This is a genomic window from Aeromonas sp. S19(2024) (assembly GCF_041402625.1).
GTDB classification, from domain to species: Bacteria; Pseudomonadota; Gammaproteobacteria; order Enterobacterales; family Aeromonadaceae; genus Aeromonas; species Aeromonas caviae.
On record NZ_JBGLQU010000001.1, the window covers coordinates 766,292 to 785,157 of the forward strand.

Here is an 18,866-nt window from a genome sequence, read left to right on the forward strand (position 1 = left end):
AACAACTTGTTTGAGAAGGGGTTAAACAAATTAATAAATACCCTGTTTTTTTATATCTTGAACAGGGCCGTGAATTATTTCCGTTTCAGATAACTGGAAAACGCTATCACATTATCCGGCAGCGGGGGCTCTGCCATTTCCTGACAAGATTCGTTCTGCAGATCCAGAATGTGCTGGCGCATGGCGTAGACGGAGTCATGCATCATGTTGGCTATCCGGATGCAGCTGTCGAGGTTGTTTCTGGCCAGGCGGCGCTGGCAGTCGATGCGAAATTGCAGACCTCGCAACCGACGTTGCCGCTCTGGTCCCACCTGGGCGATCAGGGTCTCTATCTGCTGGTGCAGCAGCGCGTCGAGTCGCTCCGGCTCGGCCAGCGCCCAGTACTTCAGGGTATCGAAATCAGGCAGCTCCATATACCCTCCTGGCCGGACCTCGCCCATGGAATGGAACGACGCCGGGCACATCACTATTTCACTGTCCCTAGGGAAGGTTATATAGGATGGTGGCGATTTTGGGCCATTCACCGCCGAGCCACAGGAGTCCGGTTTTTGGCACGGATTGCGCATCGTTGGCGGAAAAAATCATTTATTCCTTATGATTCATGAAATTAACCGAATCCGGCCTGCGTCAGTTTTTTTATAAAATTTCAGCGCCATTTTTCTCGGCCTTATGCCTTATTAAGGAACTTTCCTCAAAATTGTTTTTCATTCGACTCTCTCCCAGGCTCGACGCCCTCCCCTTGTACCATCCGGCGGTTTAACATATCTCACTGATTATGTTATTTTATTTACCACTTTATTGCGGCAACCAAGGGCAGACCATGAGCAAGGCAAGAATCGGTATCGTCACCGTCAGCGATCGCGCCAGTGCAGGCATCTACGAAGATCTCTCCGGCAAGGCCATCATCGACACCCTGAACGCCTACCTGACCTCGGAATGGGAGCCCGTCTATCAGGTGATCCCCGACGAGCAGGATCAGATTGAGGCGACCCTGGTTCGGCTGGTGGACGATGAGCAGTGCTGCCTTGTCGTTACCACGGGGGGCACAGGGCCGGCCAGGCGGGATGTGACCCCGGAGGCCACCGAGGCGGTGTGCGATCGCATGATGCCGGGCTTTGGCGAGCTGATGCGGGCCGAGTCCCTCAAGTTCGTGCCGACCGCCATCCTGTCGCGCCAGACCGCCGGCCTGCGCGGCAGCTCGCTCATCGTCAACCTGCCGGGCAAGCCCAAATCGATCCGCGAGTGCCTGGATGCTGTCTTCCCCGCCATCCCCTACTGCATCGACCTGATGGAAGGGCCCTATCTCGAGTGCGACGAGGCCATCATCAAACCGTTCCGCCCGAAGAAATAAGCACTGGGCGGGGATTTCCCCCGCCCTTTGCTCATTTGCGCCCGTACACCTTGACCCCCGCCCTGCTCCCTTCCGAATTGCCGTACACCTCGATGCGCTTGATGCAGAGTCGGCTGCCGAGGGATTGCCACCCCGACTCCTGATCCTCTCTCAACACCTTGTCGAAATAGAGGGTCTTGCTGCGATCGTTGCCGTAGAACACCTTGACCCGCTCCAGGGTCAACTCCCGCCCTGCCTTGACCATGATGGATTTGGTCGGCCGGCAGGCGAGCATGGGAATGATGGCGGGATGATCGCCGACCCCGAGCAGAATGGTCTGCCCCAAGCGGATATCCTCGTCGGCCATGGCGGGGGGAACAGCAGCCCCCAGCAACGCCATGGGTACGCAGATGCGCAACGCGCGGGCAAGAGTGGACGAGGAGTGAAGGGAAAACAGCGCTGACATGATGCCTCCTGAAAAAAGGAGTCATGATAAGGGCCCGATGCCAGACCCAAACTGTACTGGCCCTGTACCAGGGGCCATGGCAATGGCCGGAGGCCGTGTGGGTAACGGGGGCCTGGGCCCCCGTTACCCCTGCCGGACGCGCTAGCTGCCCCACATGGCCGACAGCCGCGACTCCATGGCCTCTTCCTGCTCATCCGGCAGCTCGGTGAAGAAGTCGAGTCCGGTCTGCTCCTCCACCTCATCCACCGTCACCACATAGTCCGCCAGCCGACTGGCCGAGACGTTCTCTTGCGGCAGGATGAAGGCGATGGCCCGCTTGCCCGCCAGATCCATCACCACCCGGTAGTAGGCGTGGGGCACGGTCACGCCGTTGCCGATGGCGCCATCGGAGTGGGTGAAGATGGGGCCGGTGATCACCTGCACGCTCTTGTAGGTGATGGCCCACTGCCGGGTCTTCTCCTCCAGGATGCGCCAGGCCCCCTGGTTGAGCGCCGGCAGTTGCGGGGTCATGTTGGTCAGCAGGAAGCTCTGCTTCATGGTGTTGGCGGTGGAGCGCATGTCCGCCGCCGGTGCCTGGTGGCCGCGGTCATAGCCCGAGCCCTTGTAGTCCGACAGGGTGGCGCGAAACTGCACCGGCACCTCCTTGTCCTCGGCGAAGGCATCCTTGCGCGGCACCTGACCCTGGGCGCTGGTCGCCGTCATCCGGTAAGAGACCCAGTCAGAGACCTTGGTGTCGTAGTTGTACCCGGCGGCATAGCCCTCCCGGCACAACAGCTGACTGGATTGACCGGGTACCCCCAGGGTGACGTGCTCCCCGCACTGGAATCCCGCCGCCAGGCTCGGGAAGGTGGTGAGAGTGAATCCGATAGCCAGAACTAATTTATTGATATTATTCATTATTATGCCACTCCTTGTGTTAGGCGGAGTGATTTGACACCAGGTCGGATGAGTAAGGCAATCGCACAAATAGCGAGCAATCCGGAAATGTGAAGAGGACGGCAAAACCGCAAACAAGGCGCCGCCAACCGGGGGATTGTCATCCCGCCGTCACTGTGCTGAGGGGGGAATTTCTCCAGCACTATCAGAGAGATAAGGGGTCAACACCGAGGCACTCTGTCAGCGCAGCGCCCGGCTCCCACCACGCACGCCCCTGGCCGGGTCAGGGAATATCGAAAAAACCCAACGAAATAAGGGATCCTCAAGCCCGATAATTAGTCCGCGCTTGTTTGCTCGAGATCAAACGAAGCCATGAAAAGCCCTCTAGAATCAGCCCGTCATCTATTTGGGGCGCCATGAAAGGGGGCCGTTCATTGCGAAAATGCCCGCAGGATTTCTCCTTCATGAATAAGCGTGCCCCGTTGCCGGAATACATCATGGCGCCGCCTCATGCCACGCTTCAAATAACGATGACGACAGACCTTTCATAACAATTAATCCGGTCTGGCACCGCGTACCCTGCGTTTCCAACGATGCCATTCCTGGCCTTCCTGCCGGAAGGCCAGGAATGGCCGTGCTTTTCAATCAGGATAAGGATGCATGATGAAAAAGTCCCTGCTGGCTGGCGCCCTGCTGCTCTGCCCTGCCGCCTTTGCCGCCACCACACACTGGGAATACAGCGGCGAGGCCGGCCCGGCGAAATGGGCCAGCCTGACCCCGGAATATGGCCAGTGTGCCGGCAGCAACCAGTCGCCGGTCAACCTCTCGGGTCTGGTGAAGGCCGATCTGGCCCCCCTGCAGTTCCACTATCAGGCGGGTGGCAAGACGCTGGTCAACAACGGCCACACGGTGCAGGTCAACTATGCCCCCGGCAGCACCCTTGAGCTCGACGGCATGCACTTCGAACTCAAGCAGCTCCACTTCCACGCCCCCAGCGAAAACCTCATCGAGGGCAGGTCCTACCCCCTGGAGGGTCACCTGGTCCATGCCAATGACAAGGGGGAGTTGGCGGTGGTCGCCGTGATGTTCGAGCCGGGCCAGGCCAATGGGGCCCTGAGCCAGGCCTGGCAGGTGCTGCCAGCCAAGGCGGGGGAGATCCATGCCTTCAAGGAACCCATCTCGGCAGAGCAACTGCTGCCCGCCCAGCACGACTACTACCGCTTCAGCGGGTCCCTCACCACCCCACCCTGCTCGGAAGGAGTGCGCTGGCTGGTGATGAAGGAGCCGGTCCAGGCCAGCCAGGCCCAGATCGATGCCTTCAAGGCGGTGATGCACCACCCCAACAACCGCCCCGTCCAGCCTCTCAACGGGCGACTGGTGCTGGAATAAGAGGGTTATCTCACCGATTCGCGCAATAAAAAGAGGGCCTATTGGCCCTCTTTTGCATCTTTCGCAAAGGTGTTTACAGGCTGGCAGCGATGCGTGCCCCCAGCGCGGCGTTGTTCAGCACCAGCTGGATATTGGCTGCCAGGGAGTTACCACCGGTCAGCTCGCACACCCTGACAACCGATCACAGGCTGGCAGCGATGCGCGCCCCCAGCGCGGCGTTGCTCAGCACCCGCTGGATATTAACTGCCAGGGAGTTGCCGCCGGTCAGCTCGCACATCCGGACGACCGATCACAGGCTGGCAGCGATGCGCGCCCCCAGCGCGGCGTTGTTCAGCACCAGCTGGATATTGGCCGCCAGGGAGTTGCCACCGGTCAGCTCGCACACCCGGGCCAGCAGGAAGGGGGTGGACTCCTTGCCCTTGACCCCCTGCTCGTCCGCCTCTCGCAGTGCCTGGGCAATGGCGGCGTCGATGTCGGCCTTGGGCATGGCAAACTGGGTCGGAATGGGGTTCGCCACCACGGCGCCCCCAGCCAACCCCAGCTCCCACTTCAGACGCAGCGCCTCGGCGATGGCCGCCGGGCTCTCCAGGCGGTAATCCACCTTGAAGCCGCTTTCCCGGGTGTAGAAGGCGGGCAGCTCCTCGGTCTGGTAGCCGATCACCGGCACCCCCTGAGTCTCCAGGTACTCCAGGGTCAGACCGATGTCGAGGATTGACTTGGCACCGGCGCAAACCACGGCCACCGGGGTCTGGGCGAATTCCTGCAGGTCAGCCGAGATGTCGAAGGTCTCCTGGGCGCCGCGATGCACGCCGCCGATGCCGCCGGTGGCGAACACCCGGATCCCGGCCATGGCGGCCACTATCATGGTGGAGGCCACCGTGGTCGCCCCCAGCCCCTTGTTGGCCAGCACGAAGGGAATGTCGCGGCGGCTGCACTTGGTGGCGGCATGACCGGCCCGGCCCAGCGCCTCCAGGGCCCCCGCATCCAGACCCACCTTGAGGCGGCCATCGATGATGGCGATGGTGGCCGGCACGGCGCCGTTGTCCCGCACCACCTGCTCCACCTGGCGCGCCGTCTCCACGTTCTGCGGATAGGGCATGCCGTGGGAGATGATGGTGGACTCCAGGGCCACCACCGGCTTGCCGGCAGCCAGCGCGGCGGCAACTTCAGGTTGGATATCGAGGTAAGCGTTCAACATGGGTACTCCTCCAGCATGCGTTCAACGGCGGCCTTGGATAGGCCGGAAAAGACGGTATCGGAACAATTGACGGTGAGGGCGGCGCAACCGAGGGCGAACCGGGTTGTCTCCATGATGCCCTGCTCCTGCAACCAGGCGTGGGCCAGCCCTGCCATGAAGGCATCGCCGCCGCCGGTCACGTTGACGACCGGGCTGCCGAGCACGGGCAGATGGCCCTGGCAGGCCCCGTCGCTATAGAAGATCCCCTGATCGCCCAGGCTCAGGAAGAGCCGCTGCACCCCGGCGCGGTGGAACCAGGCCGCCGCCATGGGCCAGGTGTCGGGCCCCCCGATGGTGAAGCCGCACAGCTGCTCCGCCTCGGTGCGATTGGGTTTGAGGGTGTGGATGCGGTGCAGCCAGGGGCGGATCTTCTCCACCTTGGCCACCGACACGGTGTCCACGAAGATGATGTGCTCCCCCTGGCGCTCGAACAGCCAGTCCAGGGTGTGGGTGGCGAGGTTGGTGTCGAGCACCCAGAGCCGGGCCGCACCGAGAAAACCGCTCAGGGGGGTGAGCCGGGCCGGGGTGAGCTGCTCGATGATCCCCATGTCGTTGACGGCGCAGCTCATCTCGCCGCTGCCATCGTGCAGGCTGAGATAGCAGGAGGTCGACTGACCCTCCAGTACCAGCACCTGGCGCACATCGACCCCGGCGCGCTGGCTCACCTCCAGAAGATGATGGCCGTACTGATCGTTGCCCACCGCGGTCAGTAGCCGGGTGTCGGTGCCAAGGCGCGCCAGGTTCTCGGCGATGTTGCGCCCTACCCCGCCGGCGGAGGTGCGTACCCGGCCCGGGTTGGAGTCGCCGATGCGCAGGTTGTCGTGGCTGCAGCCACAGATATCCATGTTGGCGCCGCCGATCACCACGGCGTAGGGGCCTTCGCGCAGCACATAGCCGCGCCCCTGCACATAGCCCTGGCGCATCAGGCTGGAGATGTGGCTCGCCAGCGCGGAACGGCTGATGCCGAGCCTGTCCGCCAGCTCCTGCTGGGCAATCATGGGATCCTGGCGCAGCAGGGCGAGGATCTCTTGCTCACGTTCCGTCATAGACAAACATCCAGTTGCAAACGTTTGTCTATTATTTCCGAAAAACGTTTTCCCGCCATCCTCTCGTACAAGAAATGTCGGGTCGCGCACAAAAAATCACCGGGCAGTGCCCGGCGATCACAACATGGTTTTCAGATGGGCCACTCACCCCAGCTGTACCCAGACCTCGCTCCCCTCCAGCCGCACCGGCCAGCAGGCGACGCTCAGGGCAGGATCGTCCAGACAGCGACCGTCCATCAGGGCGTAGCGCTGCTTATACAGCGGCGAGGCCACCACGGGCTCCCCACCGGCATCCCCCACCAGGCCACGCCCCAGCACGGCGACGCCGGCCAGGGGGTCCACCCCGTCCAGGGCATAGATATGCTCCCCGAGGCGAAACAGCGCCAGTACCCGCCCCTCCAGCCAGGCGCTGCGCCCCCCCTGCTCCGGCAGCGCCGCCAGCTCGCACACCCGGTGCCACTGCCCGCAGAGCTGTGTACCGTCCTTGTCATCCTTCATACCACCTCCTTGATACTGATGGCGGGCGTGCAACCCGTTGCCCCCGCTCATACCACCTCCTTGACAGCGATATCCGGCACCCATTGCCCCCGCTCCTCACGGCGCGGCGGCGTCTCGTCCTCGGGCCGGTTGACGAAGGCCTCGAACAGCTTGAGCTTGTCCGGATCCGCCAATGTGCTCTTCCACTCGCACTGCCAGGTGCCGACTATCCCCTCCATCATGGCCTCCAGCTCGGCACCGATGCCGAGCCTGTCCTCGATGATCACCGACCTGAGATAGTCGAGCCCCCCTTCCATGTTCTCCATCCAGACCGAGGTGCGTTGCAGCCTGTCCCCGGTGCGCACATAGAACATCAGCAGCCGGTCGATGTAGCGGATCAGGGTCTGCTCGTCGAGATCCGTGGCAAAGAGGTCCGCGTGGCGCGGCCGCATGCCGCCGTTGCCACACACATAGAGGTTCCAGCCCCGCTCGGTGGCGATGACGCCGATGTCCTTGCTCTGGGCCTCGGCGCACTCCCGGGTGCAGCCGGAGACCGCAAACTTCAGCTTGTGTGGCGCCCGCAGCCCCTTGTAGCGGTGCTCCAGGGTCTGGGTCAGGGTCATGGAGTCCTGCACCCCGTAACGACACCAGGTGGAGCCCACGCAGGACTTCACGGTGCGCACCGACTTGCCGTAGGCCTGACCGGTCTCGAAGCCCGCCGCCACCAGCTCGCCCCAGATGGCGGGCAGCTGGTCGACCCGGGCGCCGAAGAGATCGATGCGCTGGCCGCCGGTGATCTTGGTGTAGAGCCCGTATTTGCGCGCCACTTCGCCGATGGTGATGAGCCCCTCCGGGGTGATCTCCCCCCCCGGGATGCGCGGCACCACCGAATAGGTGCCGTCCTTTTGCAGGTTCGCAAGGAAGGCGTCGTTGGTATCCTGCAACGCGCGGTGGGGCTTCTCCAGCACGTGCTCGTTCCAGAGGGACGCCAGGATGGAGGCCACCGTCGGCTTGCAGATGTCGCACCCCAGCCCCTGGCCATGCTTGTCCCGCAGCGCCTCGAAGCTCTTCAGCTCGCCGACCCGGGCCAGGTGATAGAGCTCCTGACGGCCGTAGGCGAAGTGCTCGCACAACCCCTTGTCCGCCTCGACGCCAAGGTCCGCCAGGGTCTGATCCACCACCTGCTTGAGCAGGTTGCTGCAACCGCCGCAGCCGGTGCCGGCCTTGGTGCAGCTCTTCACCGCCGAGAGCTCGTGATTGCCCGCCCGAACGGCGGCCACCACGTCCCCTTTGCTCACGTTGTGGCAGGAGCAGAGGATGGCGCTGTCCGGCAGCACCAGGGGTGCCGGAGCGGCCCCGACCTCCCCCACCAGCAGGGAGAGCGGCGGCTGGGGCAGCGCCACCCCGTTCTGGTAGTACTGCAGCAGCCGCTCGTAATCGGCCCCGTCCCCCACCAGGATGGCGCCGAGCAGCCGATTGCCCTCGCCGTCGGTCACCAGCTTCTTGTAGATGCCGTTGACCCTGTCCAGCAGCAGCAGCTCCTGGGCGCCGGCGGTGCTGGCGTGGGCATCGCCGATGGAGCCCACGTCCACCCCCATCAGCTTGAGCTTGGTGGACATGTCGGCCCCGATAAAGCGGGTCTCGCCGCCGCACAGACTGGCCACGGCGGCCCGGGCCATCTGGTAGCCGGGGGCCACCAGGCCGAAGATGCGCCCCTGCCAGAGCGCGCACTCGCCGATGGCGAGGATGGCGGGATCCGAACTGTGGCAGCCGTCGTCGATGCAGATGCCGCCGCGCTCCCCGACCTCCAGCCCGGATTGCCGGGCCAGGGTATCGGCGGGGCGGATCCCCGCCGAGAACAGCAGGACATCGGTCTCGAGATGAGTGCCGTCCTTGAAACGCAGGCGGTGGCGAGCCTGCTCCCCCTGCTCGATGCACTCGGTGGCTTTCTCCACCAGCACCTCGACCCCGAGGGCCTGGATCTTGTCCCGCAGCACGGCGCCGCCGCTCTCGTCGAGCTGTACCGGCATCAGCCTGGGGGCGAACTCCACCACCTGGGTCTTGAGGCCGAGCAGGCGCAGGGCGTTGGCCGCCTCCAGCCCCAGCAGGCCGCCACCGATCACCACGCCGCTGCGGGCCTGGGCGCAGGCATCGCGAATGGCGGCGAGATCTCCCAGGGTACGGTAGACGAAGCAGCCCTCCCGCTGATGACCGGGGATGGGGGGCACGAAGGGCACGGAGCCGGTCGCCAGCACCAGACGGTCGTAAGGGAACTGCTCGCCGTTGGCCAGCGTCAGGGTGCGGGCCGCCCGGTCGAGCACCTCCACCTCGGCCCCCAGCCGCAGCGCAATGCCGCTCTCCTCATACCAGGCGGGATCCGCCATGCGCAGGGCCTGGGGCGCCTTGCCGCCGAATACCTCGGAGAGGTGCACCCTGTCGTAGGCGGCGTCAGGCTCGGCGCCAAACACCGTCACGTCGAACCGCTCGAGGCCGCCCGCCGCCACCAGCTGCTCGACGAAGTGATGACCCACCATGCCGTTGCCCACCACCAGCAGCCGTTGCTTTTCGGCCGTGTCGGCGGAACCACTGTTCTGGCGACCGAGCAGGTCCATGCCGCCCCCTGTCACCCACTGTTGCTCTTTGTCAGTCATGTCTCTCTTCCTTGAATCCGGCGGGCTCAGGCGCGCAGCTTGCTGCGCACCTGCCCGGCTGCCTTGAGGGGGGTCACCTTGCGCTGCTTCTCGTAGAGGAAGCGCAGCACCTGCTGGCGCAGCTTGTGGTAGTGGGGGTCATCCGCCAGGGCGACCCTGTCTCTGGGCCTTGGCAGGTCGACGGTCAGGATCTCACCGACGGTGGCGCTGGGGCCATTGGTCATCATGACGATGCGATCGGAGAGCAGCACCGCCTCGTCCACGTCGTGGGTGATCATGATGACGGTGTTGCCAAGCTCCGCCTGGATCGCCATCAGGGCATCCTGCAGATGGGCCCGGGTCAGGGCATCGAGGGCGCCGAACGGTTCATCCATCAGCAGCACCTTGGGGGAGAGCGAGAGGGCGCGGGCGATGCCGACCCGCTGCTTCATCCCCCCCGACAGCTCGTGGGGCATCTTCTGGCTGGCGTGATCCATCTGCACCAGGGAGAGGTAGTAGTCCACCCGCTCCGCCACCGCCCGCTTGTCAGACTCCACCTGGGCCACCGCCAGCGCCACGTTCTGCTGGACGCTGAGCCAGGGCAGCAGGGCGTGGTTCTGGAACACCATGGCCCGCTCGGGCCCCGGGCCCGCCACCTCGCGACCATCGAGAATGATGCCCCCCAGGGTCGGCTCCAGCAGCCCGGCCACCAGGTTGAGGACGGTGCTCTTGCCGCAGCCCGAGTGACCGATGAGGGAGACAAACTCCCCCTTCTCGATGCGCAGGTTGACCCGGCTCAAGGCCTCGAAGCTGCCCTGCTCCGTCTCGAACGAGATGCCGACGTCGCTTATCTCCAGATAACTCTTCATTGGCTCTTCTCCTGCCTGAATAGAAATGTGATTAACGCAGCACCTGGCGCTTGTCCCAGGACAACCACTGCTGCAGGGCCAGCATGCCCCTGTCCAGGGCGCAGCCGATGAGGCCTATGGTGATCACCGCCACCATGATGCGGGCCAGGGAGGCCGAGCCGCCGCTCTGGAACTCGTCCCACACGAACTTGCCGAGCCCCGGGTTCTGGGCCAGCATCTCCGCCGCGATCAGCACCATCCAGGCCACCCCCAGGGAGAGCCGCAGCCCGGTGAAGATCATGGGCAGGGCCCCGGGCAGCACGATGCGCCGCACATGGGTCACAAAGGAGAGGCGCAGCACCCGGCTGACGTTGTGCAGATCCCCATCCAGCCCCGCCACCCCCACCGCCGTGTTGATCAGGGTCGGCCAGAGGGAGCAGAGGGTCACCGTCAGGGCCGAGGTGAGGAAGGACTTGGCAAGCCAGGGGGTGGGGTTTGCATACAGAGCGCTCACCACTAGCGTGATGAGGGGCAGCCAGGCCAGCGGCGACACCGGCTTGAGCAGCTGGATCACCGGGTTGGCTGCGCGATAGAGCCCCTGGTTCATGCCGAGCAGCACCCCGCACGGAATGGCGATCAGGGTCGCCAGCGCGAAGCCGCACAGCACGGTGAGCAGGCTGGTGGCTATCTGATCGAAGAAGGTGGGGCGCCCTGTGTAGGGACGCAGCTTCACCTCGGCCGCCGGATCCGCCGCCAGTCGCTCGGCGTTGCGCATCTGCTGGCGTTCGAGGAAGGCCGCCGCCTTCTCCCGCTCCTGCAGATGCTCCTGCCCGAGGGACCAGAGCTGGCTGGCGGTGGCAAGCGGCCCCGGCAGGGTGCCCAGACTGGTCTGCACCTGGCTCGCCCCCCACTGCCAGAGGCCGAGGAAGAGCAGCACGCCGAGCAGGGGCTGCACCGTGATTTTCCAGTTGATGGCTTTTAAATGGATGAGGGGCCATGTGTGTCGTTTCATCGGGATCTCCTTGCTCATTACACCCGCTCATCGCCCTTGAGGCCGATGGCGAACTGTTGCAGGTAGGCGTTGGGGTGGCGGCCGTCGTAGATGAGGCCGTCGATGAAGCCATCCTGGGGGCCGCGATAGCCCTGCTCGCTGGCAAAGTCCGGGAAGTCACTGGCCTTGAGCTTGCCCTCGGCGATCAGCGCCTCGGCGGCCTGGCGATAGACATCTGGTTGATAGACGGCCTTGGCCACCTGCTCGAACCAGGCGTCCGGTCTGGCTTCGGGGATCTGGCCCCAGCGCCGCATCTGGGTCAGGTACCAGATGGCGTCGGAGTAGTAGGGATAGGTGGCGTGGTGACGGAAGAAGACGTTGAAATCCGGCACCTGGCGCTTGTCCCCCCTGGCGTACTCGAAGGTGCCCGTCATGGAGTTCGCGATCACCTGCTCGTCCGCCCCCACGTACTCGGGTTTGGCCAGCAGCTTGGCCGCCGCGCGCCGGTTGCCGTTGTCGTCTGCATCCAGCCACCAGGCCGCCCGCAGCAGCGCCTTCACCAGCCGCACATGGGTGTTGGGGTGACGCTCGGCCCACTGCCGGGTGACGCCGAACACCTTCTCCGGGTTGTTGCGCCAGATCTCGTTATCCGTGATGACGGGCACCCCTATGCCCCTGGCGACCGCCTGCTGGTTCCAGGGCTCCCCCACGCTGTAGCCGGCGATGGTCCCCGCCTCCAGGGTGGCGGGCATCTGGGGGGGCGGCGTCACCGACAGCAGCACGTCCGCCTGGCGCTGGCCCGAGTTGTCGCCGAGCCGGGGCGCATAGAAACCGGGGTGCAGGCCACCTGCCGCCAGCCAGTACCTCAGCTCGTAGTTGTGGGGGGAGACGGGGAAGACCATCCCCATGTTGAAGGGCTTGCCCCCCTGGCGATACTCCGCTACCACGGGCTTGAGGGCGGCGGCGCTCACCGGGGCCGGCACCTGGCCCGCCACTGGCTTGGGCAACTGGGGCGCCATGGCGGCCCAGACGCTGTTGGCCACCGTGATGGCGTTGCCGTTGAGATCCATGGCAAAGGCCGTCACCAGCTCGGCCTGGGTGCCGATGCCGATGTGGGCAGCCAGGGGCTGGCCCGCCAGCATCTGGGCACCGTCCAGCTCGCCGTCTATCACCCGATCCAGCAAGATCTTCCAGTTCGCCTGGGCTTCGAGGGTCACGTAGAGCCCCTCATCCTCGAAATAGCCCCGCTCGTAGGCCACCGCCAGCGGCGCCATGTCGGTCAGCTTGATGAAGCCGAGCCTGAGCTCCTCCTGCTCCGGGGCTCCCAGTGCCAGCACCGGCAGCGACAGCGCCGCCAGCAGCAGCCCCGCACATCCTTGTCGTCCGTTCATTGCATCTCCTCCCTCGGTTCCGGGTCAGGGCCATGGCGCCAGGCTGCCTGGAATCGCAGTGCCACCTCGTTGCAGCGCTGCGACCCAAGGTGCGTCGCGACCAAAAAAAAGCCCCGCCGATCCGGGATCGGCGGGGCTTCTTTGCCCTGTTGCGGGTGAGTGACCTGACCGGCCCCTCACTGCGCATCGTTACTTCATTGCTATCGTGTTTTTGTTATTCACTTTCCGTGCCAGCTCGTCCAGGGTGCATCAGGCGGCCCTTTGCGGCCTGTGGTGCCCTGATCCTCCCTCAAATTTGCCTCAATTAGGCGCAGTTGCACCAAAACGGTTGGCCACTGGAGCGCTCAGGCGGGCAAAGCCTGCAGCAGTTGCCGCGCCAGCTCCCCCAGGCTCAGGTGACGGCTCATGGCGGTGCTGCGCATCAGGCGATAGGCCTCGTCCTCGTCCAACCCCTGATGGCGCATCAGGCGTCCCTTGGCCTGCTCGATGAGCCGCCTATCCTCCAGCTTCTGGCGTAGCTCGCTCTCGGTCTGCATCAGGGCCTGCACCATGGCGAGCTGACTGCGGGCCAGGCGCAGCCACTGCTCCACCGGCTCACGCTCGCCGCAAGGGTGGGGCACCAGCAACACCCCCTGCTGCAACAGGGCGAGCTGGGTATCGCCCCCCAGCCGCTCGCAGAACAAGAGCCGCGGCATGTCGGGCCAAAGGGAGAGGCCAAGGCGTACCTCGGCGCTGAACTGGCGGCAACTGACGAGCAGGGCATCCCCCCTCTGCGTCGGAGTCAGCAACTGGCGGGTATCGAGGATCCCGGGCTGATGGCCGTAGTGACTGACCAGCAGGGCCAGGCGGTTCGCCTGGCCCGGGTCATCGGCGTGGATCAACAGCCGGGAAGCGGGGCCGTCCTGGCCCCGGGTGGAAAAAGTGGTCATGGCGCTCCTTGCCGGCGACGATCGCGTTCTGTCTGGCGAAAATGCCGCAACATGAAGGCCAACTCTTTGAATCTACCTCCTTTTTATCTATCAGGAGGTAGTGGGGGTAGAGGGAAAATCGCCCCTCAGGCGACCCGTTCCAGGGCCTCCGTCAGCAGCCCCTGCAGCTCGGCGCGCAGCCGCACCACCTCCCCCATGATGATCAGCACCGGGCTCTGGCCCAGCAGGGCACGGGCGGCCTGCTCCAGGCCATCGAGCGTGGCCTCGTGCACCTGCTGGCGGGGGCTGCAGCCAGCCACCACCAGGGCCACCGGCAGCGCGCCCGGAGCCCCCGCCCTCAACATCCCTTCCCGAATGCGGGCCGCCCGCTCCAGCCCCATGTAGAACACCAGGGTGTGGCCCGCCCGGGTCAACCCCTGCCAGCCCTGATAGTCGCGCTCGTCCATCAGGTGCCCCGTCACCAGGGTCAGGGAGCGGGCCAGCCCCCTGTGGGTCAGGGGAATGAAGCTGCTGGCGGCGCACCCCAGGGCCGCCGTGATCCCCGGCACCAGCTCGGCCTCAATGCCGTGCCGGGCCAGGTGCAGCGCCTCCTCGCCACCGCGCCCGAACACCAGGGGATCCCCTCCCTTGAGGCGCACCACCCGCTTGCCCGTGCGGGCCAGGGCCAGCAGCAGGGCGTTGATCTCCTCCTGGGTCGGGCTCGGTTCACCACAGCGTTTGCCCACGTCGAAGCGGGCCGCCCCGTGGGGAATGCGGGCCAGGATCTCGCTCCCCACCAGGCGGTCATAGACCACGACCTCTGCCGCCTCCAGACGGTGCAGGGCGCGCAGGGTCAACAATTCGAGGGGCCCGGGGCCCGCTCCCACCAGACTGATTTGGCTCATCTCAGGCTCCTTGTGTCCTGGCACCGCACTAAGCGGATGCCAGGAAAACATGTTTGATCAACAGCTTGTCGATTTCGGGCAGACAGGTGCCGCAGTTGCTGCCACAGCCGAGCAGGGCCTGCAGCCCCGCCAACTCGCTCACCCCCTGCCGGGTGATGGCATCGACGATGCGCTGCTCCGAGACCCGCAGGCAGGAGCAGACCAGCCGGCTCTCCCCGGCCAGGGCCTGGCTCAGGGTCTGGCTCAGGGCCCCCGCCTGGAGCGGCGTGCCGAGCAGACTGGCCAGCAGGTCGACCTTGATGTCCGGGCGCCGCGCCCCCACCAGCAAGATGCCCTCGATACGATCTCCGGCCAGGGCCACGGCCAGCCACCCCTCCTTCATGGGCAGCCTGAGCCAGTGCCCCTCGGCCCCAAGCCGTTGCCACAGGCTCTCTGTGCTCTCTGACCAGGAGGCCAGCAGGGTGCAGTTCCCCTCGGGCAGGGGACGCCTGGCCCACCAGTCCACCGGCTCGCGCCACTCACCACGGCCACACCAGATCCCTTGCCAGCGGGTGAGCTGCGCCCTGGCCTGCACCCGCCCCTGTTTGAACATCGGCTGGCCGGAAAGGGGATCCACCACGGGGGCGATGAGGCGGTTGACCGCCCCCTGGCTGCACTGGCTGTCGGTCCAGTGCATGGGCAGGAAGGCCTCCCCCTCCCTGAGCCCCTCATCCAGCCCCACCAGCAGCAGCGCCTCCCCGAGCCCGTTGCAAAGGCGCACCAGATCCCCCTCCTTCACGCCAAGCGCCAGCAGGCTGGCGGCCCCCATCCGCACCCTGGGCCAGGGCTCGGCCTCCTGCAACCGGGGCACGTGGCCGGTGCGGGTCATGGTGTGCCACTGATCCCGCAGGCGGCCACTGTTGAGGAGCAGGGAGACAGCCCCTGCAAGCAAGGGCGTTTCTGGCTGCTCGGGGAAGCGCTGGGCCAGGGGAAGCAGGCGGGCCCGGCCATCCGGGGTGGCGAAGCGTCCGTCCTCGAACAGGCGATCCCGCCCACGGGGCCAGTCGGCGTTGACGGGCCAGCGCAGGGGAGAAAGCGCCTCGAATTCGGCACGGGTGAGACCCGCCAGCCCGGAGATGTCGAACTGGCGGGATCCGTCGTTCTCAAACCCGGAGAGGGCGGCATGCTCGCAGAAGATTTCGTGCTCGTGCTCATAGGCGAACCCCTCGCCAAAGCCGAGCCGACGGGCGAGCCGGGTCAGGGCCCACCAGTCTGGCCTGGCCTCCCCCGGCAGGGGCAAGAAGGCGCGCTGGCGGCTGATGGTGCGCTCGGAGTTGGTGACGGTGCCGCTCTTCTCCCCCCAGGCGGCGGCAGGCAACAGCAGGTGGGCGAGGCGCGCCGTGTCGGTGTTGGCCGTCACCTCGGAGACCACCAGCAGCTCGCAGCGGCTCAGGGCCTCGCGCACCCGGTTGCCGTCCGGCAGGGAGACCGCCGGGTTGGTGCCGAGCACCCAGAGCGCGCGGATCTCCCCCCGGTGCACCGCCTCGAACAGCTCGACGGCCTTGTGCCCCGGCCCGCGCACCATGGTCGGGCTTCCCCAGAAGCGCTGTACCCGATCGCACTCGGCCTCGCCAAAGCCCATGTGGGCGGCGAGCTGGGTCGCGAGCCCTCCCACCTCACGCCCTCCCATGGCGTTGGGTTGCCCCGTCATGGAGAAGGGAGCCGCCCCCGGCTTGCCGATGCGACCGCACATCAGGTGGGCGTTGATGATGGCGTTGGCCTTGTCCACCCCCTGGTTGGACTGGTTGATCCCCTGGCAGAACAGGGTGACGGTCTTGGGGGTGCGGGCAAAGAGCTGGTAGAAACCGAGCAGATCGCTGCGGGAGAGGCCGCAGCTGCGGGCCACCTCGTCCAACTGCCAGGCCGGATCGTCCAGCGCCCCCGCCAACGCCTCGAAGCCGCTCACGTGCTGCGCCACATAGGCCTTGTCCCAGCCATCGACATCGAGCAGGTAGCGGCACAGGCCGTTCCAGAGCGTCACGTCGCTGCCGGGTTTGAGTGCCAGATGCAGATCCCCCTGCTCCGCCGTCATGGTGCGGCGGGGATCCAGCACCACCAGCCTGAGCTCGGGGCGCCGCGCCCTGGCCTGCTGCAGGCGGCGAAACAGCACGGGATGGGTCCAGGCGGTGTTGGCACCGGTGAGCACCACCAGATCGGCGAGCTCGAGATCCTCGTAACAGGCGGGCACCAGATCCTCCCCGAAGGCGCGCTGGTGGGCCACCACCGCCGACGACATGCAGAGCCGGGAGTTGGTGTCCACGTTGGCACTGCCGAGGTACCCCTTCATCAGCTTGTTGGCGACGTAGTAATCCTCGGTGGTGAGCTGGCCCGACAGATAGATACCGATGGCATCCGGCCCGGACTCGGCCAGGATGGCGGCAAAGCGCTCCGCCAGGGTGTCCAGGGCCTCCTCCCAGCCGATGCGCTGCCCCATCCAGCGCGGATAGAGCAGGCGGTCGGGAAAGGCCAGGCTCTCCAGCAGGCTGGCCCCCTTGACGCACAGGGCGCCGCCGTTGGCCGGATGCTGCTCATCCCCCTGCAACTGCCAGTTGTCACCCTCCCGGCTCAGCCGGATGCCGCACCCCACTCCGCAATAGGCACAGGTGGTCTTCATTCCCTTGCTCCTTGTCATGTGTCTGACGAGGGGCCCATAAAAAAAAAGCGTCCGCCCCCCTGCGGGGACGGACGCCTTTGTCCGGATGCCTCATCGTCTTGTATGGGGAAGTGACTGCAAACCCCGCGCCAGGATGCAAGGGGCGCCGCCATTGCGTATCAGGGTGTCTGGCTGCGCCGCCACGGTGCAGCCGCCCCCTTGTTGGGCCCGCCTTGCGGGAATCCGCCCCGCACGCTGGGCAAGGGGCCCACCGGGGGTATAATGCGCCGCCACACAGGAGAGAGAGATGAAAGTGTCAGATGAAGGCGCTGCCGGGCAGCACCGGGCAGATGCCCGGGAGAGAGGGGACTATTGCGCCATCGGGCTGGTCAATCCCAAATCCCCGGAGAACGTGGGCGCCGTGATGCGGGCCGCCGGCTGCTACGGGGCGGACGAGGTCTACTACACTGGGCAGCGCTTCGAGCTGGCGAGGCGTTTTGTCACCGACACCAAGCAGATGGTGGAGAAGATCCCCCTGCTCGGGGTCGAGGAGCTGCTGGACTTCGTGCCCGAGGGCTGCACCCCTGTGCTGGTGGACTTGATCGAGGGGGCCACGCCCCTGCCGGATTACGTGCACCCCGAGAGAGCCTTCTACATCTTCGGCCCGGAGGATGGCACCCTGGAACCCGCCCGCTTCGCGGCGGTGAAGGAGGTCATCTATGTGCCGACTCAGGGTTGCATGAACCTGGCCGCCTCGGTCAACGTCATCCTCTATGACCGGTTGGCCAAGACGCTCAGAGCCAAAGACTAAGGGCGGGGCAAGACGTTATCTATTACGACCGGCTGGCCAAGACGCTCAGAGCCAAAGACTAAGGGCGGGGCAAGAGGGGCCCGATGACGGCATCAGGCCCGACAGCTAGGGCTGTGGCTTGTTCGCCCGCACCACCTGCTCCCTGAGAAAGTCCTGGTAGTAGTCGTAGAGCTTGTTCTGCCGATAGATCTCCGCCAGCTTGCCCTGCCTTATCAGGGTACGCATGCCGGGATCCCAGAGCCCGTGCAACTCCCTGCCCTTCGGGGTATCGGCGAAGATGGGGTAGGTCGGGATCCAGCGCAGGAATACCTGTACCAGCTCGGGGGGAAGGGAGCCTTCGGGGTAGAGGGCGCCGTCGGTCAGGTAGTAGCGGTAACGCCCCTTGATCAGCAATTGCAGCGCCATCTCGTGGCTGTCTATCTCGAACCAGCGCATCGGCTCCGGGATGAACTTGTCAAAGGCCCACCCCCTCAGCCAGAGCACCTCCTGCTCCTTGAGGCTGTGCTCCCCTGCCCAGTGCGGCAGCCAGCGCTTTTGCATCACCACGCTCACGTAGTCCGCCGAGTCGGGGTAGTCGGGCTGATGGACCCCGGGCACTTCTCCCCGATAGACCCCCATCGCCATGTCCCCCTCCTTTTGCGACACCACCGCCAGTGCCCGTTTGTAAGGCACCATGTGAAGCTTCACCTCGTGCCCCAGGGGTTCATAGATGGCTCGAACCACATCCAGATAGACCCCCTTGCCGTCCCGGTGACAGAAGCCGGGCCAGTCGTCGCAATAGACGTGTATGGTGTCTGCCCGCACGAACGAGGTGATCAGCAGGCAACAGAACAGAAAAAGACGAACCATGAATATCCTCAGTGATATGGCACTCGGCAGATGCTCACCGCCGGACGGCCCGTTCAGGCATACAGATAGCATAGAAAAAC

17 protein-coding genes and 1 pseudogene are annotated in these 18,866 nt (G+C 65.4%); 3 read left to right on the forward strand and 15 right to left on the reverse strand.

All coding sequences use genetic code 11. The features are described 5' to 3' along the window. Positions 1-74: 74 nt before the first annotated feature. Complete coding sequence (locus ACB037_RS03670) at positions 75-413, reverse strand: DUF3135 domain-containing protein (RefSeq protein ID WP_010675440.1); 339 nt, start codon at positions 411-413, stop codon at positions 75-77. 407 nt (positions 414-820) lie between these two features. On the opposite strand from ACB037_RS03670, the gene mog reads away from it, so the two are divergent. Beyond that, entirely contained in the window at positions 821-1,351 is a 531-nt protein-coding gene (gene mog, locus ACB037_RS03675; RefSeq protein WP_041212474.1) for a molybdopterin adenylyltransferase, read from the forward strand. Positions 1,352-1,382: 31 nt separating this feature from the next. On the opposite strand, the gene ACB037_RS03680 is transcribed toward mog, so the two are convergent. Together ACB037_RS03680 and ACB037_RS03685 are read right to left on the reverse strand one after the other, a co-directional pair. Further along, a complete protein-coding gene (locus ACB037_RS03680) occupies positions 1,383-1,730 on the reverse strand; it encodes a DUF2541 family protein (protein WP_029314779.1) in 348 nt (115 codons plus the stop codon). 207 nt (positions 1,731-1,937) lie between these two features. After that, positions 1,938-2,693, reverse strand: a complete 756-nt coding sequence (locus tag ACB037_RS03685; protein WP_151028191.1) for a DNA/RNA non-specific endonuclease — start codon at positions 2,691-2,693, stop codon at positions 1,938-1,940. A gap of 642 nt (positions 2,694-3,335) precedes the next feature. On the opposite strand from ACB037_RS03685, the gene ACB037_RS03690 reads away from it, so the two are divergent. Continuing rightward, positions 3,336-4,061 (forward strand): carbonic anhydrase, encoded by a 726-nt coding sequence (locus ACB037_RS03690; RefSeq protein ID WP_371174885.1) that lies wholly within the window; start codon positions 3,336-3,338, stop codon positions 4,059-4,061. 73 nt (positions 4,062-4,134) lie between these two features. Here the strand turns inward: ACB037_RS03690 and ACB037_RS03695 are convergent. The 11 genes and pseudogenes from ACB037_RS03695 to ACB037_RS03745 all read right to left on the reverse strand — a co-directional run. Beyond that, positions 4,135-4,233, reverse strand: a pseudogene (locus ACB037_RS03695) (pseudouridine-5'-phosphate glycosidase); the annotation flags it as partial. A gap of 117 nt (positions 4,234-4,350) precedes the next feature. Continuing rightward, positions 4,351-5,259: a pseudouridine-5'-phosphate glycosidase gene (locus ACB037_RS03700; protein WP_043154288.1), complete on the reverse strand. Its 909-nt coding sequence runs from the start codon at positions 5,257-5,259 to the stop codon at positions 4,351-4,353. Continuing rightward, entirely contained in the window at positions 5,253-6,344 is a 1,092-nt protein-coding gene (locus ACB037_RS03705; RefSeq protein WP_042014421.1) for a PfkB family carbohydrate kinase, read from the reverse strand. The genes ACB037_RS03700 and ACB037_RS03705 overlap by 7 nt, the downstream gene beginning before the upstream one ends. A 144-nt stretch (positions 6,345-6,488) precedes the next feature. Next, on the reverse strand, positions 6,489-6,842 hold the full coding sequence (gene nirD, locus ACB037_RS03710) for a nitrite reductase small subunit NirD (protein WP_202044096.1): 354 nt from the start codon (positions 6,840-6,842) through the stop codon (positions 6,489-6,491). 47 nt (positions 6,843-6,889) lie between these two features. After that, positions 6,890-9,472, reverse strand: a complete 2,583-nt coding sequence (nirB, locus tag ACB037_RS03715; protein ID WP_371174886.1) for a nitrite reductase large subunit NirB — start codon at positions 9,470-9,472, stop codon at positions 6,890-6,892. Between the two features lie 26 nt (positions 9,473-9,498). Next, positions 9,499-10,320: an ABC transporter ATP-binding protein gene (locus tag ACB037_RS03720; protein WP_010675449.1), complete on the reverse strand. Its 822-nt coding sequence runs from the start codon at positions 10,318-10,320 to the stop codon at positions 9,499-9,501. A 31-nt stretch (positions 10,321-10,351) separates the two neighbouring features. Beyond that, positions 10,352-11,311, reverse strand: coding sequence for an ABC transporter permease (locus ACB037_RS03725; protein ID WP_371174887.1), 960 nt, complete (start codon positions 11,309-11,311; stop codon positions 10,352-10,354). A 17-nt stretch (positions 11,312-11,328) separates the two neighbouring features. Continuing rightward, entirely contained in the window at positions 11,329-12,681 is a 1,353-nt protein-coding gene (locus ACB037_RS03730) for a CmpA/NrtA family ABC transporter substrate-binding protein (RefSeq protein ID WP_371174888.1), read from the reverse strand. A gap of 344 nt (positions 12,682-13,025) precedes the next feature. After that, a complete protein-coding gene (locus tag ACB037_RS03735; RefSeq protein WP_010675452.1) occupies positions 13,026-13,610 on the reverse strand; it encodes an ANTAR domain-containing response regulator in 585 nt (194 codons plus the stop codon). Between the two features lie 125 nt (positions 13,611-13,735). Then, complete coding sequence (gene cobA, locus ACB037_RS03740) at positions 13,736-14,494, reverse strand: uroporphyrinogen-III C-methyltransferase (RefSeq protein WP_010675453.1); 759 nt, start codon at positions 14,492-14,494, stop codon at positions 13,736-13,738. A gap of 28 nt (positions 14,495-14,522) precedes the next feature. Further along, entirely contained in the window at positions 14,523-17,147 is a 2,625-nt protein-coding gene (locus tag ACB037_RS03745; protein ID WP_319910418.1) for a nitrate reductase, read from the reverse strand. 286 nt (positions 17,148-17,433) lie between these two features. On the opposite strand from ACB037_RS03745, the gene ACB037_RS03750 reads away from it, so the two are divergent. Further along, the gene (locus ACB037_RS03750; protein WP_128313969.1) at positions 17,434-17,937 is read left to right on the forward strand and encodes an RNA methyltransferase; all 504 of its coding nucleotides are present in this window, start codon (positions 17,434-17,436) and stop codon (positions 17,935-17,937) included. Positions 17,938-18,042: 105 nt separating this feature from the next. Here the strand turns inward: ACB037_RS03750 and ACB037_RS03755 are convergent, their stop codons facing one another. Further along, positions 18,043-18,786, reverse strand: a complete 744-nt coding sequence (locus tag ACB037_RS03755) for a hypothetical protein (protein ID WP_042016889.1) — start codon at positions 18,784-18,786, stop codon at positions 18,043-18,045. Between the last annotated feature and the right edge of the window lie 80 nt (positions 18,787-18,866).